A 23,949-nucleotide genomic window follows, 5' to 3' on the forward strand; every position below is an offset into this window, starting at 1 on the left:
AATTAACTTTGAAAACTGTATTCCAATGTGACCTCGGCATTGAGTAACTTAGAGATAGGACAATTGTCCTTAGCATCGTTGGCAACCGTTTCAAATTCCTTTTCATCCATTCCATCGACTTTTGCGTTTAGAACTAAAGCTGATTGCGTTACGCTAAAGCCGTCGCCATCTTTTTCCAATGTGACCGCAGCATCAACATTCACTTTACCCCTCTCATAACCTGCTTCAGCTAACGCAAAAGACAATGCCATTGCGTAACAGCTGGCGTGTGCTGCTGCGATTAACTCCTCAGGATTGGTACCCGGTTTATCATCAAAACGTGTATTGAAACCATAAGGCTGTTCGGACATTACACCACTTCCTAACGAAACCTGACCTTGGCCATTTTTTCCTAAGGGCTGGTATTGTGCGTTTGCAGTTCTGACCATCGACATAATTTATCCTTTCATAAAATTGATGTGCTTATATCCTGTGCAGAGTTCGTGCCTTGTTTATATTCTTTCTATTAATGCGGAAAAAACTACTCACGCGATGTATCCCATGTTCTTCTATGGTGTGCATATTTTGTCAACGCAGATCTTAGCGCTTCAAACAAAATAAACTTACTACTCACGTTAATTACACAAACGCATATTCAGGTGAGCGGCGGGCCAGCGTAGTTTATCGCAGAAAGTGGCAACGATGGCGGGATTCAGACAAGGGGAGTACTTCTGGCTAGAGAGGATCTGTCTAAGCGGGTTCTTTGTTAATCAGGTGGCAAGTGGGAAATTGACAACTTATTTGTTGTGAAAACCGACTCAGCGAAACCCTCCCAACCGATTCAATTTTTTTTTCCAAGCATATCTCTTCGCTTAACGTGTTCTTTCTGACAGCAGGATTAGGGTAACAGTTATGTAACGCTTGCAGGGTAAATTGCAGTTTTTGCAACAAGAAGGCCGGCAGGATAAACTGATGCTCACCCATTTCAATCTAGATATTTACTGCATTACTATGACCACTATCTTTGGCATTCCTAATTGCGACACGATTAAAAAAGCAAAAAAATGGCTTAACGAGCATCAAATTGACTATGATTTTCATGACTATCGAAAAGATGGCGTAACGATAGACTGGTTAAACTCAGTTGAACCACATTTAGGATGGGAAGTGATGTTAAATAAGCGAGGCACCACGTTCCGCCAGTTGGAAGAAGAAGACAAGCAAAATATGGATAAGGAAAAAGCGTTGTTGCTACTCGCGAAATATCCCGCCATGATCAAACGCCCCATCGTCGAGCATACCGGCCACTACCATATCGGCTTCTCCCCTTCGCAATTTAAGGAAGTATTCAATAAATGAGTGAAGTTATTGAGCTCACAAAAGAACTGATCAACAAACCTTCGGTCACACCTGATGATGCGGGCTGTCAGTTGTTAATGCAAAACTGGTTAAGTGAGTTGGGATTTGTCAATGAGACAATGATATTTGATGACACCACCAACTTGTGGTCTCGAAAAGGGCAGTTTTCCCCAGTTTTCTGCTTTGCGGGTCATACTGACGTAGTCCCGACCGGCCCTGAAGCAGCATGGGATACCCCTCCTTTCGTTGCAACCGAAAAAAATGGCTATATACATGGCCGCGGCGCTGCTGATATGAAAGGAAGTCTAGCAGCTATGATGGTGGCGACAAGAGACTTTGTTCGCGATTACCCAGATCACAAAGGCAGCCTTGCATTTTTAATTACCAGTGACGAAGAAGGCCCATTTATTAATGGGACGACCCGCGTTATTGATACACTCGAAGCGCGCAATGAAAAAATTGACTGGTGCCTGGTAGGCGAGCCTTCAAGCACCCATTTTGTTGGAGATGTGATTAAAAACGGACGCAGAGGTTCGCTAACAGGCGATTTAATTGTCAAAGGTATCCAAGGCCATGTGGCCTATCCTCATCTGGCCGAAAATCCCGTACACCTTGCAACCCCTGCGCTCTCAGAACTCGTTTCGATGACCTGGGATGAAGGAAACGCTCACTTCCCCCCTACCAGCTTTCAAATTTCTAATATTCACGCCGGTACCGGTGCCGGCAATGTTATTCCTGGCGAGTTACATGTTTGCTTTAATTTCCGTTTTTCTACCGAAGTTACCGACAGTGAGTTGATAAAACGGGTTACTGACGTATTAGACAAACATAAGCTGGATTACGCGATTAAGTGGACTCATAACGGTCAACCCTTTCTAACGGGCAAGGGTGAATTAGTAGAATCGGCGCAAGCTGCCATTACTAAGGTAACCGGAAAGAAAACGCAGTTAAGTACAGCTGGAGGCACGTCTGATGGCCGTTTCATCGCACCGACAGGCGCGCAGGTAATTGAATTGGGCCCCGTAAACGCGACTATTCACAAAGTCAATGAACACGTGAAGGTCACCGATCTGGAATTACTCGCTCAAATGTATTATCACATTTTGGTCAGGTTATTGGCATGATTAGCAATGAAGAATGGTTAGGAATATCACATTCACAATTAATCCCCCTAGATGAACGCCATCAACTTCATCATGCCGTGATAACGCCTTTTAAAACGATGCAGATCGCTGCTAAAAGTGATGGAATTGATTGTCAGTTGGTAAGCAGTTATCGAAGTTTTGAACGCCAGTTAAGTATATGGAATCGAAAATGGGCGGGTGAGACGACTTTATACGATGCGCGGGGTAATCGCCTAAACCATACTGAGTTGACAGCGGATGAGAAAATAGAAGCTATTCTCTCATGGTCAGCGTTACCCGGTGGGAGCAGGCACCACTGGGGTACAGATTTCGATGTTTATGACAGGCACGGCGTGGAAAATCGCAACTGGAATTTTGAACTCATTGTACCAGAGTACGAACAAAACGGGCCGTGTTATGAACTGGCGTGCTGGTTGAATGAGAATGCTGGCAAGTATGGGTTTATCAGACCATTTAAACAATATACCGGGGGGGTAGCAAAAGAGCCTTGGCATTTAAGCCATTCTCCCACCGCCTCACGCTACGAAGAAGCCAGGAATATCCATGCGCTTAAAAAAGTGCTCACGGAAAGTGACATTTCAGGAAAAGATGCCATTCTAATACGATTAGAAGAATTGTATGACCGTTACGTATTGAATCGAGGAAAACTATGAGTTTTGGGTGGATAATTGTTATCGTACTACTGGTCTTTGGCGTGGTGCTCGGCAATGTCATGCTGTTACGCTATAGTTCTCGATTTAAAATACCAAAAGACTTCAAATCTAAACCACCAAAAGACAAGGATGAAGACGACACCTGGTAGGTGCCGTCTTCACCAATTTAAGCATCTACCACTTTAACCGCTGTACCGCTAATACTCACCATCAGCATACTGCCCTTATCGCCTAAGACCTCGTAATCAATATCAACGCCCACCACGGCGTTTGCCCCCATTGCACGCGCTTCGTTGGACAGTTCGGTAAAGGCAATCTGGCGCGCTTTGGTCAATTCGTCTTCATACGAACCAGAACGCCCCCCCACAATATCCCGAATAGAAGCAAAAATATCTTTAACGATATTGGCTCCCATCACTGCTTCACCAACCACGATACCGTAGTAGTGCTCGATTTTTTTACCATCCAGGCTTGGGGTTGTAGTAATGATCATGCGCTTACTTCTCCATGTTAAGTTTGTTACGCAACCGTTTTAATTGTACAGATGCTTGTTCAGCTGAATAATTCATGGCAGGCTGCTTACCCCATACGGGCTGAGGCCATGCCACGTCATTTGTATAGCGAGCGACATGGTGTAAATGTAACTGTTTAACCATATTACCAAGCGCAGCGATATTTAACTTATCTGGCGCAAATAGTGCCATCATCGCTTCACTCACCTGATGAGACTCTTGCCAAAACTGTAATCTGTCCTTAGCGTTAAGCTGACAGATCTCAACTGCGTTTTCTATCCTAGGCACAAGAATCAGCCAGGGGAACTGACTATCATTCATTAACAATACACAACAAAGTGGGAGCTCCCCGACTACATAGGTGTCTCGTTCCAGCCGCGGATCTAATTTAAACATCCAGTATATCCAGCTTAGTGGGTACCACCGTTAACAAAGCTCGTTGCCCTAGCGCAACGTTTGCATTAGGAAACACTATGGCTTCTCCGTCCATCTCGGCTACATAGGTGTGATCGGGATCTGAAGCCAGCACCGTTCCTTTAGCGTAATCCGTAAAGTTAGGCGTGTCATCGTCAAAATGTAACTGAAAATTTTCATGCTCGCGGTTGATGACCTGATTCACCCGATAGATCAACATGTCATTTTCTTGATACTCAGGTGAAAAATCAGCGTCTGAAATAAGCTTTGTCAGTGCAGTTTTTGCTTGTTCAAAACGACTCATATCGTTTTCACCAAACGGCCTGACTTTACCTAACTCCACCGTAAATGCATGTGCATGGTGGGTATGAGAGGAATAATAACTGAAAGTAGTAGTAGGACTTTCAGACAGCAAAATTGTTTTTACTCCGCACGCTGCCAGAAAGGCGAGTTGTGATTTGCTATGGATGCGCTCGTGCAAGTAGGGATATACCGCAAACTTTTCATTTTTCGAGTCGCGTATGGCTGTATGTAAATCATAGTGAATCCGTGTTGCTCCCTTTTCTGCGCTGGCGAAAAACGCCGTGATGGAGTCTTCTAGCAATTTAGCTCGCCTGCGTTCAGCGTTTATCAGTCCGGGCCCTTGTGAATGGGCACCGCTAAATAGACGATTCATATTCTCTTCAACGAACCGTTCGGCAATATCCATTGCTGCTAGATTACCAAACAGAAACAAGACACGATGCTTGAGCACTAACTGCCCAGTAAGAATGCGCTGAACCAGTTCGTCGCATATCTCAATGGGTGCAGTCTCGTTACCATGGACACCACATGACAATACAATATGTTTTAAAGTAACGCTCTCATTCTGAGGCGGCGCAAATTGGATAATTCCAGGTGCAACAACCTGCACAGTGGTTTCATTGTCGAGTGTAAAAGGAGGAATATTATTGAGAAGTTGAGGTTCGCGGCGGGAGATTTCAAGAAAATCTCCTGTTTCAATCAAACGTTGCATCGTTAATCCATCTAAAACGTTAATGCCGATAGTTTAACGGTAAGCAGAAAGAATTTCCAAAACGAAAGAAAAAGAAAAGGATAAGAGGTTAAGAATTATTCGTTACATCAGTCGTTTTCTTAAGGGCGAGTCACCAACAATAATTTCCTGATTCGTTAAACTGACAAATTCGTTCAATGGAATGGCTTTCGAGAACAAATAGCCCTGCCCCATCGTCAATCCCACTTCACGAAGAATGTGCAACTGCTCGAGGGTTTCGATACCTTCGGCAATGACATCACACTGCTTCGCTTTCCCTATTACCCGTGCCGCCTCGATAATGGCTTTATTGATTGGATTATCGCTCAGTTCAAGCACGAAGCTTTTATCGATTTTTAAGGCGTTGATATCCAGATCGCGTATATAAGCTAAATTTGAATAGCCCTTACCAAAATCGTCAACCGATATCCCTATTCCTAACTCTCGAATTTGCGAGAGTTGTTTCTTGACCATGAGTGAATTAGTCAGCGCGATATCTTCAGTTAATTCAAGCTCGATCCTTTTTAAATCAACTGCATAGCAATGACTTAAATATTTCAGATGACTAATAAGTTTGCTGTCATATAGCTGCGTAGGGGAAATATTGACTGACATCATGATATCAATGCCTCTGGAATTCAGCTCAGCGACACTGTAAAAGGCTCTGTCAAATGTCCAGTAAGCCAGCTCTTGCATCATATTGTAAGATTCAGCAGCTTCGATCAGCGGACCAGGAAAAAGCACTCCGTCTAAGGGATGATTCCAGCGTAACAAACATTCCGCACCGATTATCTTTAGCGTATTTAAATCCACCTGCGGCTGGAAATACAGTTCTAGTTCGTTATTTTGCAAGGCACGTTTCAGATCGGCTTTTAGCGCTAGGCTCCTGCCAGTGGCGGGTTTTTCATGGCCGTTAATAAAAAAATAATTTTCGTACTTATTTTCTTTAGCTTGTTTTAAAGCCGCTTCCGCGCGAGACACAAAAGCCGTTAAATTAAAGCCTTGTGTGGAGGCGCTTGTCACACCAACGTTAAAGTCGGCGATAAATGCGTGGTTATCATAGTGCATTGGCGTTTTAAAATGCTCTACCAAATGCTCAAATTTTGCTCGTAATTGCTTGTGACTTTTTTCGCCAGAAAAAACCACGCCAAAAACATCCCCACTAATACGTCCTATCTCCACGTCATTACCAAACAAAAAGCGTATACGATTGGCAATTTCGAGCAAGAAACGATCGCCAACTTTCATACCTAAACTGGTTGTAACATCAGAGAAACGCACAATATCTATGAGCATTAATGAAATATGCGAACCGACAGAAGCGCAGCGGTCAACCGTATCGATAAACGCGTATCGATTAGGAATGGTGGCGAGCGATGTATGCAAACTACTCATTGACCGAAAACTTCCTGCGCAACAAATTGCACTTCTAATATTAGCTATAGCTTATCAAAACACGGGGATATGGAATAGAGCAACTTAATGAAAGTATAATGCTGCATACGCAGGTATATAATTTCTACATCAGCGCAATGACTTTTAAATTCGCTGCCCAGTTTAAAAACTGGATGAATTTTACCCTTTCCCACTTAACTAAACAATCTTCAGGTGTGAGTAAGAAAAAAAAGAGAAAAGCTTTTTTCATGAAAGCAGTTCTCTTCTTTCGTATTTCAGCCATTTCGCCCCCGAACTTACAGCGCGAGAGAGATGACCTAATGTTAAAGATGAGATAGATCGACAGGCACTCCTGAGGTCTTATACAAACGCCTTAAGTCCCATAGGATGTAATCGGGTACGTTTTCGCCAAACTCACCATATACATTCTGAAAATAAAAATGCCCATTATGAAAAAGATAGAACTCGTCATCCTGGCGATTAATTAGTTCCATTGAACGTTCATGAAAAAGTAAGCACTCTTCCTGGGTGGAAAGCACACCTGGGGTGCGACACTCTGAATTGCTGGCCCCATTTCGTAACATGGTTCGCGAAATTTGAAGCGAATTTTCTTCAACCGTCCAAGTACCATAAAACCGGGTGACTTCATCTAGCGTGAGTTCTCCATCGCCGTTTTCATCATCCGTGGAGATAGTGTCGGCATCCCCATTTTCATGCAAAATAAAGTAGAACTGATTCAACGCAGACCCATCAAGGTCAAACTCAAAGGCATAAATGCCTGGTATTTCTTCCTTGTCCCAGGTTTTAGACTTTTCACTTAAATTGGCTTGATACACGTTTGCAAATGTTTCAACACCATTCGCATCACTCAAATTCACCTGTACTTTGTCGACAAAATTATCGCTTGAAACTTTACGCATTGCCATAGAGGTAAACGGGAAAACGTAATCACTGAGCCAGGATTGCGTGCTGCTTACATACTCTAATATCAGTGCATCGTTTTCAAACAGCCAATTCGCAGTAATACCGGTGATTTCGCCAACCGCCGTCCCATCCGCATTGAAGGTAAACTTATCAGCTCTTACATTAAAGTCGACCGCATCACTGTTGAGAGTCAACCCTTTACGGTTGCCCTGGTCCGCCAGGGGAATGTGCAGCGTTGTAGGTGTAGCAAACGAAATGAGGTATGTATCCATCGTGGCGGTAACTAACTCAGACGTTTCGACGACCTCATTTTCGCGTTCTGGATCATCAGGGAATAAAGTTTCGTGCGTATAGCGAACTGCTAAGCCAAGGGTGTCATCGGATTCACTCACCATCCTCAGGTTAACTTTCTGCAAGCCGTGTAAACGGCGCACACTTTGTTGAGGCTCACCTTCAAATGAAAAGCTCTCAGTGTAGCTTTCTTTGGCAAACTGAATGTCCAGGCTGCTACCTGAATGTTTCCAAGAAAAATCTACATTTTGATATTTCCCAGTATTGTCGGCGTTAAATTTAAACGCGTGATTTGCCATCTCGGTTCCGGCGAAATCGAGAAAATACAATTCAAAAGATGTGGGAAACGTCAAAGCACTGTCATAGATAGTGGGATCATCCAGGGTTTCTTTTTGCGCAGCGGTAAACTCTTCGGTAAGGAGAACCGAATTGACATATTCGTGCATGACTTCGCTATATCGCATAAGCTCGAGTGTATCGTCGAAGCCAGGCGGCAGAGCGAGTTCTGCATTATCTACAGCTTTATCAATCGCCACTTTTATCGCGGTAGCCAGGGTAAGAATATCTTGCTGAGATATATTTTCAGAAAGTCTTTCTACCACCGCTTGGGAATGAACTTCTTCACTTTCATTGGCTTCAATCAGTAAGCCATATTTCGCAGTAGTGAGATGGCTGACAATCACACCAAAATTTTCACTTGCCACTAAAACCTTGTCGTCGCCAGCGTCTTCAACCAGTTCATTTAATTCGCCCACCAGGGAGATTAAACCGGCCGTGATCTGACTTCCTGTTCCCATTGCTTTTATGGTGACAAATTTATCTAAGTCGCTGTCTACGAATTCAAGTTGAAAGGAATAGTGGCCATCGTTATCGGTGGTGGTGGTATGATCGGTCTCTACACCATCCAACATTAATGTGACATCGGCACCAGCGAGCGGCGCATCAGTAGCTATGCCATTAATCGTTAATCTGATTTTTTCTTCTACGGGAGGAGATTGAGTAACAGTTTGAGAGGAAGAACCCCCGCCACCACATCCCAACAGCGAGAGGGATAGTGCGCAGAGCACAACAGTAAATCGTTTCATATTTTATCCTTAGGTACTACTTGTCCAGACCAACCCACTCAATGAACAGCCAGACGCATCGACTAACGTTTATAAATAATGACTACACAGTCGGCGAAGGGATTCTAGAAGGATTGAGGGGGTGGGTAAAGGGAATTTTTTAAACGAAAGTAAATATAGATTATGACGAGGGTGCAGTTGGGAGATATAACTCCCAACTGCTTAAGTTTATTTCACTTCGCAGGCACGAAGCTTCCAAATTTTATCCACATAATCCTGAATAGAACGGTCTGAAGTAAACTTACCCATCTTAGCGGTGTTAATAATGGCCATTTTGGCCCAACGCGTTTTATCGCGATACGCCTCATCAACCTTGATTTGGGCGTCAGAGTAAGCGCGAAAATCCGCTAACACCATGTAAGCATCACCTTCATCTAGCAAACTTTGTTTGATTGATACCAATGCGCCTGGTTGACCCGGGGTAAAATAATCGGTTTCAAGCCAGTCAAGTATTGCCTTGATTTCTGCGTCTCGGTAATAGTAATCAAGGGGGTTATACCCGTCGTTTTTAAGCGCATCAACTTCGTCTACCGTCAGTCCAAAAATAAAAATATTGTCATCACCTACTTCCTCTGCGATTTCAATATTGGCCCCGTCCAGTGTTCCGATTGTCAATGCACCGTTAAGCGCCAACTTCATATTTCCTGTTCCGGACGCTTCTTTTCCTGCGGTACTGATTTGTTCAGATACATCTGAAGCGGGGATCATTTTTTCGGCCAACGAAACCCGATAATTGGGCATAAACACCACTTTAATTTTATTCTTCACCCGCGGGTCGTTATTGATTTTATTACCCACCATATTAATGGCGTAAATAATGTCTTTTGCAAGACGATAGCCTGGTGCGGCTTTCGCGCCAAAGATAAAAACTCGAGGGTGCATATCGTAATCGGGGTTTTCTAAAATACGGCGATATAACGCCATTATATGCAGTAGATTTAAATGTTGACGCTTGTATTCATGTAAACGTTTTATTTGCACGTCAAAAATTGCATTAACGTCAACATCAATATCTAAAGAGTGTTTTATCTCTTTTGCCAGACGTTGTTTATTAGCGTGTTTAACCTGCATAAACTGTTTTTGGAAAGTTTTATTTTCAGCGTGTTTTGACAAACCTTCCAGCTTGTTCAGGTCTAGCGGCCAGTCGTTACCAATTTTCTTGTCGATTAACGCTGATAATGCTGGGTTACAGGCTTTTAACCACCGTCGCGGGGTGATGCCATTTGTCACATTGGTAATTTTACCAGGCCATAACGCTTCGAACTCTGGGAACAAATTCTGTTTAACTAAGTGTGAATGAATTTCCGCCACCCCATTTACGGCGAACGACCCAATTACAGACAAATTGCCCATGCGGACCATTTTCTCGTTGCCTTCTTCGATGATAGAAAGTTTGGCTTTTTTCTCATTGTCTCCTGGCCATTTTTTATCAACTAATGCCATGAAACGATGGTTTATTTCGTAAATGATCTCTAAGTGCCGCGGTAGGATCTTCTCAATCATTCGCGCAGGCCATTTTTCAAGCGCTTCAGGTAACAAGGTATGGTTTGTATAAGCGAATACCTGTGTACAGATGTTCCAGGCTTTATCCCAATCAAGCTCAGCGCGATCAACCAGGATACGCATTAGTTCCGGGATCGCGATGGCAGGATGCGTGTCATTCAGTTGTATCACGACCTGTTCGACAAAGCGGCTCCAATCATCGCCATGGGCACGCTTATAGCGACGAATAATATCTTTTAACGAACATGAACAGAAAAAGTATTGTTGGACGAGACGCAACTCTTTACCCGCTTCCGTTTCGTCATTAGGGTAAAGAACTTTGGATATAGTTTCTGCGTGTACGTTTTCCCGTTGCGCATCCACATACCCACCAGCGTTAAACACGTCCCAGTTAAAATAATCCGACGCTTCGCTCTGCCACAAGCGTAACACGTTGACGGTTTTACCTTCATAGCCCACGACAGGAATGTCCCACGGCACACCTTTCACCGTCACCCCCGGGTGCCATTCTTTTTGAATGCGCCCATTTTCCCCATACTTTGTTTCTACATATCCATACAGCGAGACCTCCTGAATAGATTCAGGACGACAAATCTCCCATGGATTACCGTAGTCACGCCAGCTATCAGGCCGCTCAATCTGGGCACCGCTTTTAATTTCCTGCCTAAAAAGGCCATGTTCATAGTGAATACCATAACCAATAGCAGGCAGTTCCATGGTAGCCAGTGAATCAATAAAACAGGCGGCAAGACGCCCTAACCCACCGTTCCCCAATGCCATATCAGGCTCTTCTTCCATGATATCTGTCAGCTCAACTCCAAGCTCCTTTAACGCTTCTTGCGCCGTATCAAACAGACCCAGGTTATGCATATTATTTGAAAGTAATCGACCCATCAGAAATTCAGCGGAAAAATAGTGCACGGCTCGAGTATCATTCAGATAATGCGTTTTCTGCGTTTTACGTAACCCTTCTAATACATTCTCCTGGATGGCGGCGCAGGTGGCTTTCCACCATGCATGATTATTTGCTTTATTTTCATCAGTACCCAAGGTGCAGTGAAGGTGACGTATTACTGCCTCTTTGAAATCGATTTTATTGATGGCCTCAGAGGCCGTTGTAGACGGAGCTTTTGCTTTGCGACTCATGGGATGATTCTCACCGTGTTAGTTACCACAGGCATAAGGTGGTAATTAAGTTACGAAAACTGTTGAATGAAAACCAATATAGCAGCGTTTTAAGCAGCAATGTGTTAACAAAGTGTTAAATTATGCATTATTTTTCATGAAAACGTATGCAAGCCAACAAATCTTAACGCTTTGTTAACAATAAGATTGAAAGTTTATTACATTTTCATTAGTGGATGATGCTATTGACTAATTTTTGCGCTTCGTCCAGCAATAGTTGTAAGTGAGATTGACCTTTGAAGCTTTCAGCATAGATCTTATAAATTTGCTCGGTCCCGGAAGGGCGAGCGGCGAACCATCCATTTTCAGTAACTACTTTAACCCCACCTATCGCTGCACCATTCCCAGGCGCATGAGTTTGTACGGCAACAATCGGTTCACCTGCTAAAGAGTCATCTTTGATCACACTGGCATCCATCTGTAAAAGCTTTTTCTTTTGCACTAACGTAGCAGCTACGTCCTTCCTGATATAAACCGGCTCTCCAAAATGTGCGGTGAGTGCTTGGTAATGTAGACCAGGATCACTGCCTGTCACCGCCAGGATTTCAGCAGCCAGCAAGCACATAATAAATCCGTCTTTATCTGTTGCCCATGTTTCTCCATCGCGCTGTAAGAAAATGCCACCCGCACTTTCTTCACCTGCAAAGCCAATTTCTTTATTAGCCAGCCCCTGTACAAACCATTTAAAACCCACTGGCATTTCAGCCAGTTGCTTATCCAACCGTCCCACCACACGGTTAACCATACTACTGGAAACTAACGTCTTTCCTACTTTCAAAGTCGCAGGCCACTGTTTACGATGGCGGTATAAATAATCAATAGCCACCGCCAAGTAATGATTGGGATTCATCAGCCCAACGCTTTTGCACACAATTCCGTGGCGATCAAAATCAGGATCATTTCCCCACGCGAGGTCAAACTTGTCTTTAAGCTCAATTAAGCCGGCCATAGCACATGCAGATGAGCAATCCATGCGTAACTTGCCATCTTTATCACGGCGCATAAAGGCGAAACGCTGGTCAACGTTTTTGTTAACCACTGTGATATTAAGACCATATTTTTCTGCGATACGCTCCCAGTAACCGATTCCGGCTCCGCCAAGGGGATCGGTGCCAAGCTTTAAATTTGCTTTTGCAATGGCTTCCATATCAATGACCTGGTACAGATCATCGATGTAAGGTTCCATAAAATCTTCTTCTTTGACAAATCCTGATAGCCAGGCTTGTTCCAAAGATAACATTTTCACATTTCGATTCTGTTCAGCAATTAAAGCATTAGCCCGAACCTCGATGGCCTTGGTGACATCACTATCAGCGGGTCCGCCATGAGGGGGATTGTATTTAAAACCGCCATCTTCTGGTGGATTATGGGAAGGCGTAATTACCACACCATCAGCGCTAACAAGCTCATTAGCAAGGTTATGGCGAATAATGGTACGCGAAATTACGGGTGTAGGCGTGAAGCCTTGGCTCGCATTGTCCTTTAACTGTATTACCACATTCACCTTATTGGCGGCTAGTACCTGAATAGCGGTAAGCATTGCCGGTTCGGATAACGCATGGGTATCTTTACCAATAAATAAGGGACCGGTTATAGTGTTTGCTTTGCGATATTCTGCCAAGGCTTGACAGATTGCGGCGATATGCATTTCATTGAAAGTACGCTTCGCAGCACTACCACGGTGACCTGATGTGCCAAAGCTCACTGCCTGGGCGGGATCGGAGGGGTCTGGCGTCAATGTATAATACTGACTAACTAATTCAGCAACATTTATCAGTTGATCAGAAGCGGCTGGCTGGCCCGCTTGTTCGTGTAGTGCCATTGAAGGTCCTTAATTCAATTACTAAAATCTATTTTTCTACGGTCTCTGGTGCGAAGCGACCAGTAATCTCATCAATAATTTCCGAACTGTAGCCAAGCGTTTCCAACACTTCCTTTAACATGGCTACTTTCTTCGCAGAATTGTTGTTGGTGACCACCCAAAATGGACTATCCGGAATAGATTTGGGATTGGTACTAGAACCGTTTTCAAGTAATGCTTCTTTGCTTTGCGCGAAATAGATTCGGTTCTTTCCTCGAATCTGCTCAACTTTACCAAAGTCATTACCATGTAGTTGAAACAGTTGCGCTAACACGAAAAGGAACTGATCCACGCGTTTGCTAAACCTTGCCAGTTCCGCTTCAGAAACCCTTTCTAAGATGTCATGGCTTTCAGCTGAACAATCAGTTCGCGTAGTTTGCATTGGGGGTTTAACTTTTTCAATCGTGTCGTTCGGTGCTTGTTTGCCAGCCGGGGCCGGGGTTTCAGGCATGAGTAAGCGCCGCAAAATGTCAGAGGCGCTTTCCCCAATGTGCTTTGTCTGCCCAGCAATAAATGCGTATAAATCTTCATCAATATCAATTGTTTTCATAATTACTTCCTATTGAGAACGACTCATTATAGACAACCTGACTCGATGCTGCAGTAGTTAAAACCGTCAAAATCACCCTGTTTACCAATTTAGCGACCAAAGTAGCTTCTTTGTGCAAGCATTGGTCGAAAATGTATCTCGTACATTGACATGGAGGAGATATATTTTTAAACAGAGATCTTTAAGCGTAGCCACTGAACTTCTGATTTTATGCATTAAAAGGAATCTTCATCACTTTTAGTACACGTACCCTATACTTAAGTATCAGAGCACTCACCTATTCTTGCAAACAACTTGCTAGGATGTGGCACATGGGAGTTGATGTCAGGATATGAACATGAATGCACGATTTCACGCTGTGGTAAAAGCTTTGGGCCAGCATATTATTGGTAAGCAGGAACAAATTAAACTCGCCATTACGTGTCTGATAGCGAATGGCCATTTACTTATCGAAGATTTGCCTGGGATGGGTAAAACCACACTTTCACATGGGTTAGCTAGTGCCTTTGGCTTAAATTTCTCGCGCATACAGTTCACCTCAGATTTGTTACCCGCAGATATGCTGGGAGTCAATATTTTTGACAGTCAACAACACGAATTTACGTTTAAACCTGGGCCACTGTTTAACCAATTGGTGTTAGCAGATGAAATTAATCGCGCCAGTCCAAAAACACAGAGTGCGTTGTTAGAGGCTATGGAAGAACATCAGGTAAGTGTAGATGGAACAACTTACGCGCTTCCCCGCCCCTTTTTTGTTATTGGCACGCAAAATCCAAGTTACCAATCGGGTACATACCCTCTGCCTGAATCACAGCTTGACCGATTTCTAATGCGCATTTCTCTGGGTTACCCGAGCTGGGAAGCAGAAACAGCCATGTTGCAAGGGGGAGGCAACAGGCAGCAGTTCACAATGCCGGAAGTTATTTCCACCGCAGACTTGCTTGTCTATCAGCAGGAAGTCAATCAAATTCACTGTAGCGATAATGTGATCAGTTATATTTTGCGCTTAGTTACGCAAAGCAGAGAAGAAGGTGTCTACCCAAACGCCTTATCACCAAGAGCGAGTAAAGCGTTACTTCAAGCGGCCAAGGCTTGGGCTTATCTGCATGCGCGCGAGTTTGTCGTGCCGGAAGATATTCAGGCTGTATTTGTGGCAGTTGCCGAACATAGATTGCGCTCAGAACGTGATGACCCTCGCGAACAAAAAGTCCTTAGTGAACGCCTGTTAGAAAGTGTTGATCCCATTGCAGCGTGAGGCATAAGAATGCTCAATTATGTCAAACAAAGTTGGCAAGGTCGGGTAAATCAATGGCTGAATAAACGGATCCCAGCGGCCTCAAAACAGCGCCTGAATTTACGTTCGATATTTATTTTCCCTACCTGGTTCGGATTAGGTTACCTCGTTACCTGTGCAGGGTTATTCATTTTAGGAACCAATTACCAGAATAACTTAATGCTATTGCTTTTCGATTTGCTCCTTGGCTTATTTTTACTTAATCTGTTCGCCAGTTATATGAACTTTTCACGCCTGCAAATTCATGCCCTTCCCATTCAACCTGTGTTTGCTGGGGGTCACGCTTCATTAGCTATTCACCTGCAGCCCACCGATGAGGATGCACTTGCGCACGGCATGGTAAATGCCTGTTGGTGGAACGATAACACCGTACAATGTGTAGATTTGGACTCAGGGTACACGCGGATAAGCTTGCCCTACTTTACGCCCAAGCGGGGCATCTACTCATTACCCAGGGTGACACTTTTCAGTGAGTACCCCTTTGGCCTTTACCGCTGTTGGACCCACCTTAACCTGGATCAACATGTAATGGTATATCCAGCCCCGCATGCATCTAAAGTTCAATTACAGTTTAAACCTGGAAATGGTGAACAATATTCCACGCAACAAGAAGGACATGACGACTTTTACGCCTTACGTCCCTACCAGCAAGGTGAACCGCTTCATCGAGTAGCTTGGAAAAACGTGGCGAAAGGCGGTGAATGGGTAAGTAAATCATTTAGTCATGTACAGTCGCAGGCGGGTTATCTCGAGCTCATCACACCATGTTCCGATACAGAGCTTGAGTTAAGCCGCCTGTGTTACCAAATATTAACGCTTTCTGAGAATAACATATTGTTCGGTTTGAAACTGGGTAATGCGACAATCGAACCGTCTCAAGGAGAGCAACATAAGCACCGTTGTCTAGCTGCCTTAGCACACTACCCCACGACAGGCGAAATAGTGTGACTGCCGGTCGCCTACCCATCGAGGGTCACACGGCGAGTATGAGCATCGCCGTTTTTATCTGTGTGCTGTCACTAAGTCTGTTTGATCCCCTCATGATATGGGTAATCATGCTGTCTCTTTGCACTCTTTTTGTGCGGATTTCACTCTACCTGGGGTGGTATCAACACGCTCCCAGCCAACGAACGATAAATCTGCTAGCCATTTTAACTTCTCTGGCATTAACATGGTTTAGTTTTGATTTGGGCCTGTTACTCTCGATGATCAATCTTTTGGTAGCTGCGTGTTCATTAAAGCTAATAACACTCAGTAAACGAAAAGATTTTTTGCAACTATTTGCTTGCGGACTATTTTTAATTGGGTGTGGATTTATTTACCAGCAAAGCATTCTAAGTGCGCTTTTCTATTTTGCGACGTTATTATTTTTATTATTCGCTTTGCTCAGCTTCTTTACTCCTCAGTTGGCGTGGCAGAAAAGAATTAAGATAATTAGCTTCCAACTTCTGCAAGCATTGCCTATCGCGATAATTTTATTTTTGGTCATGCCTCATTTAAGTCCACTATGGAAGATGCCTACCAGTCAGACATCCAAGACTGGCCTGGCTGAAAAAGTCACGCCAGGAGACATTGCTAATTTAACTCAATCAGATGAACTGGTTTTTCACGCAACCTTCGACGGTAAGGTTCCTCCTCGCCAGGACAGATATTGGCGTGCGCTTACCTTGGAAGCTTTCGATGGTAGAACATGGGAAATCAGCCCTCACCGGGAACGGTTTCGGCAACGAAATCAGCGATTTAATAATGTATTTTCACCACTCACATCTACGCCATCTTATGATTATCAAGTTATCGCAGAGGCAAGTGGGCGTTCATGGTTATATGCTATCGACATTGCGGTTCCCGCAACCCGTGCAGATAACGAGCAGATATGGGTTTCAAGGGATTATCAACTAATCGCCAACCAACCATTGATGAGCAAACGTGCATATAATGTTAAATCTTATCCGGCAGCTCTTCTTCCCTCTCCCGACCTGGCGCTGGAAAGCCAACTTAATTTGATGGTTCCCAGCCAGGGTAATGAGAAAACCAGAAAATGGGTGACACAGCTACGACAAACGCACCCAGACAATCACCAATTCGTTGCAGCAGTAATGCACTACTTTGCACAACATCCGTTTGTCTACACACTTTCGCCGCCCCCCATGCGGCAGAACTTTGCTGATACGTTTCTGTTTGATAAAAGAGCGGGCTTTTGTTCACATTACGCCAGTGCTATGGCATACGTACTGCGACTTGCCGGTATTCCCGCACGCATGGTTACTGGCTATCAGGGAGGGGAACGGTTTAAAGATCAGGTGATTAGCGTTTATCAATATGATGCCCATGCCTGGGTGGAAGCTATCGTTAGTGACGCAGGATGGACGCGCTACGATCCTACGGCCGTTGTTGCTCCATCCCGCTTAAATGCAGGATTAAGAGAAGTATTAGAGACCTCCGGAGAGTTACAGCAGCACAACTTTTTTTCAGGTATCGGACAGGCTGGTGTAGTAAAGGAAATCAGGTTAATCGTTGCCCACTTAAATTATTTCTGGGGCAGATGGGTATTGGGGTTCGACCACCACCAGCAGGTCAATCTATTTACCTTATTATTCGGACAGCTTACCCCGCTTAAAATTACCTTTCTGATGCTGGGATGTATGTTGGCGATTAGTGGCTTTCTCGCTTTATATTTCTTGCCACGATGGAAGCGTAAATCGATTGATCCAGTTACCCAGCTTTATCTTCGCGCAGTTCAAATTATTAGCTCCGCATATGGGATTGCGCGTCATAATCAACCACCTCTGACATTTTTACAAGAGGCTGCAAACCTGCTCCCCGACGAAGCGAAAAGTCATTTTTATGAGATTACTCATACCTTTGTTGCTTATCACTACCAATATCCTCCCCTTGATGACAAAGCGTTTAACGCTGCATTATCGAAAATGCGTAAAGACCTCAAAGCGTTACAGAAAAAGGTGGTGAAGGTACCGGGTACTAATCGCGATTAACGATCTGCGCCATAGGAAAGCGTTTTTTTGCCTTTATGGCCAATCGGCGTACCCACCGCGAGGGCACAATAAGCGTAATAATATTAAAGGGGCCAGATTTAAAGCTTACTGCCTGAGGTTGACACACAATAGTTGTCACCATGCTAACGGAAATGGCTATGGCTCTGAATTCACCAGGCGTAACGACATTTAACGGACGTATAATGACCACCTTGTGTTTTGCACCTTTTTGACCTGCAAGTAAGGTATGGAACAGACTACACCGCCACCAACAGTATCCACTGACACAAAATAACACTGTTTCTATTAGAATTTGGAAACTGATGGGCAAGGGTGTACTCGCACTGTAAGACTATAATCAATAAGTGCAATCGATTTTCATACACCCTTGTCAATATGCCAAGACCAGCTTTCGATCAGGTAAAAAAAAGCCCGCTAACATTTAGCGGGCTTTTTCAAAAGACTTGAAGATATTACTTTTTCTCTCGACGAGCTTTAGCTTCTTCAATAACTTTGTCAGCTACGTTTTGTGGACATGCACTGTAGTGGCTGAATTCCATAGAGAATTGACCACGACCCGATGTCATTGTACGTAGGTGTCCGATATAACCGAACATTTCTGAAAGCGGAACGTCTGCTTTAATACGCACACCTGTTACACCTGCTTCCTGATCTTTGATCATGCCGCGACGACGGTTAAGGTCGCCGATAACATCACCTACGTGATCTTCCGGAGTAAACACGTCAACTTTCATGATCGGCTCAAGTAATTGAGGACCAGCTTTAGGCATTGACTGACGGAATGCGCCTTTCGCAGCGATTTCAAACGCGATAGCTGATGAGTCAACAGCGTGGAAAGCACCGTCATACAGTTCAACTTCAACGTCAAGAACCGGATAACCCGCAACAGGACCAATTTCCATCATGCTCTTGAAGCCTTTTTCGATGGCCGGGAAGAATTCCTTCGGTACGTTTCCGCCAACTACCGTTGACTTGAACGTAAAGCCAGAATTCTGTTCACCTGGGCGGATACGGTAATCAATTTTACCGAACTGACCAGAACCACCAGATTGCTTCTTATGCGTGTAGCTGTCTTCAACTTGCTGCGTGATCGTTTCACGGTATGCAACCTGAGGTTGACCTACAATCAGTTCTACTCCATAGGTACGCTTTAGAATGTCCACTTTAATATCTAAGTGAAGTTCACCCATACCTTTAAGAATCGTCTCACCAGAATCTTCATCAGTTTCTACGCGGAAAGACGGATCTTCTGCAACCATTTTACCGATTGCGATACCCATTTTCTCAGAGCCACCTTTATCTTTTGGTGCAACTGCAATTGAGATTACAGGCTCAGGGAAGACCATTGCTTCAAGCGTACAAGGATGCTTCACGTCACATAGTGTGTGACCGGTTTGAACATTCTTCATACCAACAATTGCAATGATGTCGCCAGCGTGTGCGGAAGTCAGTTCATTACGCTCATCAGCCTGCATTTCTACCATTCGGCCAACACGTTCAGTTTTACCTGTCGCCGAATTTAAAATGGTGTCACCTTTGTTGATTTTACCCGAATAAATACGCACAAACGTAAGCGCACCGAAACGGTCATCCATAATTTTAAACGCTAATGCTTTTAATGGCTCGTCAACAGATACGGTAGCCACTTCGCCAGTCTCGTTACCCTCTTCATCGGTAAGAGGCTGTGGTTCAACTTCTGTCGGAGACGGTAAATAATCAACAACGGCATCCAATACTAGCTGCATACCTTTATTTTTAAATGCCGAGCCACAGAATGTTGGGAAGAAAGCAAGATCGCGCGTACCTTTACGGATACAACGCTTAATGTCTTCAATCGAAGGCTCTTCGCCATCCATATAAGCCATCATCAGCTCGTCATCCTGCTCTACCGCAGTTTCGATGAGCGCTTCATGGTATTCATTGACTTTATCAACCATGTCTGCAGGCACATCTTGAATCGAGTAGTTCTCAGGAAGACCAGTGTCGTCCCAAACGTACGCTTTTTTCGTAAGCACATCTACGACACCGATGAAATCATCTTCAATGCCGATAGGTAGTGTCATTACAAGTGGCGTTGCACCAAGTACTTTCTTCACTTGGCCAACTACACGATAAAAATCAGCGCCCATACGGTCAAGTTTGTTGACGAAAATAATGCGCGAAACTTCTGATTCGTTCGCATAGCGCCAGTTGGTTTCTGATTGTGGTTCAACACCACCAGAACCACAGAAAACGCCGATCCCGCCATCAAGTACTTTCAAAGAGCGATATACTTCTACGGTAAAGTCAACGTGTCCGGGAGTGTCAATTACGTTTAAACGGTGATCCTTCCAGAAGCAACTAACCGCAGCTGACTGAATGGTAATACCACGTTCAGCTTCCTGCTCCATGAAGTCAGTTGTTGACTCACCGTCGTGTACTTCACCAGTTTTATGGATTTTACCGGTAAGTTTCAAAATACGTTCTGTAGTGGTAGTTTTACCCGCGTCTACGTGGGCGAAAATACCTATGTTTCTGTAATGAGATAAGTCTGCCATTGGTTCACTTTCGTTGGTTCAGTGTAAAAAAACGGCGGGATTATAAAGGATCTTGCTACCACATTTATACCTTTTTCAGCAGAAAGGTTAATTTCTGCTCGCAAAAACCGCCGCAACATTGGAATTAATCTATATATATCAACACGTTAATCGAAATAAATAAAATTTACTGATTTTATAAAAATTTAGCTTTGCCGAACGACTGTTACTGTAACTTCATCCCGGTCATGATAAAGGTGTCTAGCCTTCACGCTAAATTGATCATCTAATTTTACTAATCGTGATTTTAGGGACAACAACGCCTGTGAAACTGTTTCGTAACGCTGCTTCATTGGAAGTTTCAAATTAAATATAGCGTGTAGAGAGCGGCCCGTCACTAACCAGTCACCCATTAATTTTGCAACCCGATCAGGCTGTTCAATCATATCACACACCAGCAAATCTACTTTATGATGTTGTGGTCTATAGGTGAAGCCATCTGCAGCAAAATGGGCTACCTGTCCCGTTGCCATCAATTTTTCATCAATTAAACCATTATCTACCGCTTCAACATACATCTCCCGAGTGACCAGCTGGTATGTCCAACCACCGGGACAGGCGCCCAAATCAACTGCTCGCGCCCCAGCTCTGAATACTAATCTGCGCTCACTGTCATTCAACATAGTCAAAATGGCCTCTTCCAGTTTCAACGTAGACCGACTCGGCGCTGATGAAGGAAACTTTAATCGGCAGACCCCCAGTTCAAATGGGCTGCGTGTATGGGGGTAACTGATCGCTAGTTTACAAGTATTAAAGTCAGTGAAAAACACATGCAACACAGGATACAGTAATTTCTCCTGCTTGGTTAGGTAATTCTCCTTGCGGAGTGCCTGTCGCAACGGCACGGCGAATTTTCGGCAAAATTTGGCCAGGCCTTTACCTTCGTCGGTATCAGGATATTCCACCCACACTGCTCCAAACTTGTCCGCGTGTTTCGTCACTTCATTTAGAATGGGAGAAATTCGGTCTGAAGGTTCCAGATCCGATAACACAGCTATAACCCAAATCAGTTGACGGGGAAAAATCGTATTTTTCACATCGAATTCATTGGAAATAAACGTTTCTGACGGGGGTTCATAAAACGGGAATTCTACAAACCCCTGATTAGGTCGAAAAATTGGATATCCGTAAATATTCTGCTGGGCGGTTCGTTCTGCGAGCTCTTTAGCTGTATCAGATTCGTACCCGCTGCGGCAGTATGCTATCAAACTAGTCATTATTGAATCCCCGTAAACTTGCTGCAAACAGGCACAACCAGCCAATTATGAAAGCCACTCCACCGACAGGTGTAATAGGGCCGAAAACAGGCTGCCCCGTGGTCGCCAACAGGTACAAGCTACCACTAAATAACAAACTCCCAATGAGGAAAGCCCAGCCCGCCCGTTTGAGCCAGCGATGATGACCAAATGCTGATAAGGCGGGCAATAACAGCATTGCCAGTGCATGATACATTTGATAACGCACCCCCGTTTCAAACACCTTCAACGCGTCTGCACTTAACGAATCCTTTAATTCGTGGGCCGCAAATGCACCTAAAACCACTGCTAAAAATGCACTTAACGCGCCCGCGACAAAAAATAATCTCATGCAATACACCGTTCTTTTATAAAATGGATGGTCTTTTCAATTGCGGTCTGGAGGTTGTCCTCTAGAGACAAGCCACTCGCTTTTCGTGGCTTGAAACTATGGTCACCATCCCCAACGATTGATGTTTGAATACTCTGACTTAGGGAATATTGTTTTATCTCATCGGCTGTACCAAAAGGGTCTCGCTCACCCTGCAAAATCAGAAAGGGAGTTTGTAAGTCAGCTAAATGAGAAGTTCGTGTTTTTTCTGGCTTTCCAGGAGGATGAAACGGATAACCAAACACCACTCCTCCTTTTATCCTGCACTTATCGGCGATTAACGTCGCCACCCTTCCTCCCATGGATTTTCCACCTATGAAAGTTGGCATGGAGTTTTGGTTTTGCATACTTTGCGTGATGATCTCATGAAAATGCGTTTCTAACAGGGGCATCTTGTCTGGAGGACGTCGTGTACCAGTCTGCTGAATACGTTGCATATAGGGAAAATCAAAAAGCAAAACCTCTACATCCCGCTGCGCTATTTCATTTGCTATTGTCTGCATAAAGTCTGATGATTTCCCTGCACCAGCCCCATGAGCAAGAATTATTCTGGCGATAGGGGAACTACGCGCCTTTTTCATCTCAATACTAAAGGACATCTTGTTCTTCCTCTACCTGAGTTAACACCCAGCTGCGAAAAGCGGCGATTTTACCTAACTCTGCCTGAGTTTCGTCACACACTAAATAAAACGCATCCCGACTCTCTACTTTTTCTTCAAAAGGTATCACCAACCGACCAGCATCAAGCTCAGGCCGTGCAAGCACGGTATTTCCCAATGCGATCCCCTGCCCCAACGCAGCGGCCTGTAGCACCAGCATTGAATGGCTGAACACAGGTCCCTGATTGACATTCACCCCCTGAACCCCCACGTTTTTTAGCCAGTCCTTCCAAGCAGCCCGGCTCGAATCATGTAAAAGAACATGGTGCTTTAAATCTGATAGATTATTCAGTGGTTTAGGCCCGTTAAACAACATTGGAGAACACAAAGGTGTAAGGAACTCTGTATGTAATTTATCGGCATTCACGCCACTCCAGCGCCCTTTACCGTAGTAAATAGCGACATCAACGTCATCATCCAAAAAACCTTCATCAAAATCGACTGCTTTGATTCTGACATCTATATCAGGATGGGCCTGACTAAACTTGCTGATTCGTGGCACCAGCCATTGACTGGCAAAACTGGGTGGCATTGCCACGGTAACGGCGCCTTTGGAGCCCTTAGCGAGTAATTTTTCGGTGGCTTCCTGAAGATTTTTAAAGATGTCCTTCAGTTCAAGAAAGTAAGCCTGCCCTTCTTCAGTAAGTAATAATGTCCGATTACGGCGAAGAAAAAGTTTCATGGATAAGTAATCTTCAAGCGCCTTGATTTGATGACTCACTGCAGCCTGCGTCACAAACAGCTCGTCAGCAGCACGGGTAAAACTTAAGTGGCGCGCCGCAGCTTCAAAGGCCTTGAGTGCGTTTAGAGGAGGTAATCTTCGATACATCTGGTTAATTCAACATAGTGAAA

22 protein-coding genes are annotated in these 23,949 nt (G+C 44.3%); 7 read left to right on the plus strand and 15 right to left on the minus strand.

All coding sequences use genetic code 11. The features are described from left to right. Positions 1-2: 2 nt before the first annotated feature. Positions 3-434, minus strand: coding sequence for an OsmC family protein (locus tag OPS25_RS09865; RefSeq protein ID WP_265617534.1), 432 nt, complete (start codon positions 432-434; stop codon positions 3-5). 556 nt (positions 435-990) lie between these two features. Between OPS25_RS09865 and OPS25_RS09870 the strand changes: the two genes are divergently transcribed. The 4 genes from OPS25_RS09870 to OPS25_RS09885 are packed head-to-tail and all read left to right on the plus strand — an operon-like array spanning position 991 to position 3,285. After that, on the plus strand, positions 991-1,338 hold the full coding sequence (locus OPS25_RS09870) for an ArsC family reductase (protein WP_265617593.1): 348 nt from the start codon (positions 991-993) through the stop codon (positions 1,336-1,338). Further along, positions 1,335-2,462, plus strand: coding sequence for a succinyl-diaminopimelate desuccinylase (gene dapE, locus OPS25_RS09875; protein WP_265617535.1), 1,128 nt, complete (start codon positions 1,335-1,337; stop codon positions 2,460-2,462). The genes OPS25_RS09870 and dapE overlap by 4 nt, the downstream gene beginning before the upstream one ends. Next, on the plus strand, positions 2,459-3,136 hold the full coding sequence (locus OPS25_RS09880) for a M15 family metallopeptidase (protein WP_265617536.1): 678 nt from the start codon (positions 2,459-2,461) through the stop codon (positions 3,134-3,136). The genes dapE and OPS25_RS09880 overlap by 4 nt, the downstream gene beginning before the upstream one ends. Further along, positions 3,133-3,285 carry a DUF2897 family protein gene (locus OPS25_RS09885; protein ID WP_265617537.1) on the plus strand — a complete coding sequence of 51 codons (153 nt, stop codon included), beginning with the start codon at positions 3,133-3,135 and terminating at the stop codon, positions 3,283-3,285. Before OPS25_RS09880 ends, OPS25_RS09885 begins: the two co-directional genes overlap by 4 nt. A 17-nt stretch (positions 3,286-3,302) precedes the next feature. Here OPS25_RS09885 and OPS25_RS09890 read toward each other — a convergent pair whose 3' ends face one another. From OPS25_RS09890 to seqA, 8 genes are all read right to left on the minus strand, one after another. After that, positions 3,303-3,629, minus strand: a complete 327-nt coding sequence (locus tag OPS25_RS09890; protein ID WP_265617538.1) for a heavy metal-binding domain-containing protein — start codon at positions 3,627-3,629, stop codon at positions 3,303-3,305. A 4-nt stretch (positions 3,630-3,633) separates the two neighbouring features. Then, the gene (locus OPS25_RS09895; protein WP_265617539.1) at positions 3,634-4,044 is read right to left on the minus strand and encodes an HIT domain-containing protein; all 411 of its coding nucleotides are present in this window, start codon (positions 4,042-4,044) and stop codon (positions 3,634-3,636) included. Then, the gene (gene astE, locus OPS25_RS09900; protein ID WP_265617540.1) at positions 4,037-5,077 is read right to left on the minus strand and encodes a succinylglutamate desuccinylase; all 1,041 of its coding nucleotides are present in this window, start codon (positions 5,075-5,077) and stop codon (positions 4,037-4,039) included. Before astE ends, OPS25_RS09895 begins: the two co-directional genes overlap by 8 nt. A gap of 102 nt (positions 5,078-5,179) precedes the next feature. Beyond that, the gene (locus OPS25_RS09905) at positions 5,180-6,490 is read right to left on the minus strand and encodes a putative bifunctional diguanylate cyclase/phosphodiesterase (protein ID WP_265617541.1); all 1,311 of its coding nucleotides are present in this window, start codon (positions 6,488-6,490) and stop codon (positions 5,180-5,182) included. Between the two features lie 323 nt (positions 6,491-6,813). After that, a complete protein-coding gene (locus OPS25_RS09910; protein WP_265617542.1) occupies positions 6,814-8,790 on the minus strand; it encodes a hypothetical protein in 1,977 nt (658 codons plus the stop codon). A 207-nt stretch (positions 8,791-8,997) separates the two neighbouring features. After that, entirely contained in the window at positions 8,998-11,478 is a 2,481-nt protein-coding gene (locus OPS25_RS09915; RefSeq protein WP_265617543.1) for a glycogen/starch/alpha-glucan phosphorylase, read from the minus strand. 208 nt (positions 11,479-11,686) lie between these two features. After that, a complete protein-coding gene (gene pgm / locus OPS25_RS09920; protein ID WP_265617544.1) occupies positions 11,687-13,339 on the minus strand; it encodes a phosphoglucomutase (alpha-D-glucose-1,6-bisphosphate-dependent) in 1,653 nt (550 codons plus the stop codon). A gap of 28 nt (positions 13,340-13,367) precedes the next feature. After that, positions 13,368-13,928 carry a replication initiation negative regulator SeqA gene (seqA, locus tag OPS25_RS09925; RefSeq protein WP_265617545.1) on the minus strand — a complete coding sequence of 187 codons (561 nt, stop codon included), beginning with the start codon at positions 13,926-13,928 and terminating at the stop codon, positions 13,368-13,370. A 337-nt stretch (positions 13,929-14,265) separates the two neighbouring features. On the opposite strand from seqA, the gene OPS25_RS09930 reads away from it, so the two are divergent. From OPS25_RS09930 to OPS25_RS09940, 3 genes are read left to right on the plus strand one after another with little or no spacing between them, the layout of a single operon-like run. Next, on the plus strand, positions 14,266-15,183 hold the full coding sequence (locus tag OPS25_RS09930) for an AAA family ATPase (protein WP_265617546.1): 918 nt from the start codon (positions 14,266-14,268) through the stop codon (positions 15,181-15,183). Positions 15,184-15,192: 9 nt separating this feature from the next. Continuing rightward, complete coding sequence (locus OPS25_RS09935; protein WP_265617547.1) at positions 15,193-16,170, plus strand: DUF58 domain-containing protein; 978 nt, start codon at positions 15,193-15,195, stop codon at positions 16,168-16,170. Then, entirely contained in the window at positions 16,167-18,215 is a 2,049-nt protein-coding gene (locus tag OPS25_RS09940) for a transglutaminase family protein (protein ID WP_265617548.1), read from the plus strand. Before OPS25_RS09935 ends, OPS25_RS09940 begins: the two co-directional genes overlap by 4 nt. Here OPS25_RS09940 and OPS25_RS09945 read toward each other — a convergent pair. The 6 genes from OPS25_RS09945 to OPS25_RS09970 all read right to left on the minus strand — a co-directional run bounded on the left by OPS25_RS09945 (position 18,202) and on the right by OPS25_RS09970 (position 23,926). Beyond that, entirely contained in the window at positions 18,202-18,426 is a 225-nt protein-coding gene (locus OPS25_RS09945) for a hypothetical protein (RefSeq protein ID WP_265617549.1), read from the minus strand. The two genes, OPS25_RS09940 and OPS25_RS09945, sit on opposite strands and share 14 nt — an antisense overlap. A gap of 262 nt (positions 18,427-18,688) precedes the next feature. Beyond that, entirely contained in the window at positions 18,689-20,773 is a 2,085-nt protein-coding gene (gene fusA, locus OPS25_RS09950; protein WP_265617550.1) for an elongation factor G, read from the minus strand. A 185-nt stretch (positions 20,774-20,958) separates the two neighbouring features. Beyond that, complete coding sequence (rlmM, locus tag OPS25_RS09955) at positions 20,959-22,029, minus strand: 23S rRNA (cytidine(2498)-2'-O)-methyltransferase RlmM (protein WP_265617551.1); 1,071 nt, start codon at positions 22,027-22,029, stop codon at positions 20,959-20,961. After that, on the minus strand, positions 22,022-22,399 hold the full coding sequence (locus tag OPS25_RS09960; protein ID WP_265617552.1) for a DUF423 domain-containing protein: 378 nt from the start codon (positions 22,397-22,399) through the stop codon (positions 22,022-22,024). Before OPS25_RS09960 ends, rlmM begins: the two co-directional genes overlap by 8 nt. Continuing rightward, a complete protein-coding gene (locus OPS25_RS09965) occupies positions 22,396-23,037 on the minus strand; it encodes an alpha/beta family hydrolase (RefSeq protein ID WP_265617553.1) in 642 nt (213 codons plus the stop codon). Before OPS25_RS09965 ends, OPS25_RS09960 begins: the two co-directional genes overlap by 4 nt. Beyond that, positions 23,027-23,926: a transcriptional regulator GcvA gene (locus tag OPS25_RS09970; protein ID WP_265617554.1), complete on the minus strand. Its 900-nt coding sequence runs from the start codon at positions 23,924-23,926 to the stop codon at positions 23,027-23,029. The genes OPS25_RS09965 and OPS25_RS09970 overlap by 11 nt, the downstream gene beginning before the upstream one ends. Between the last annotated feature and the right edge of the window lie 23 nt (positions 23,927-23,949).

This window comes from Alteromonas aquimaris, assembly GCF_026183695.1.
GTDB classification, from domain to species: domain Bacteria; phylum Pseudomonadota; class Gammaproteobacteria; order Enterobacterales; family Alteromonadaceae; genus Alteromonas; species Alteromonas aquimaris.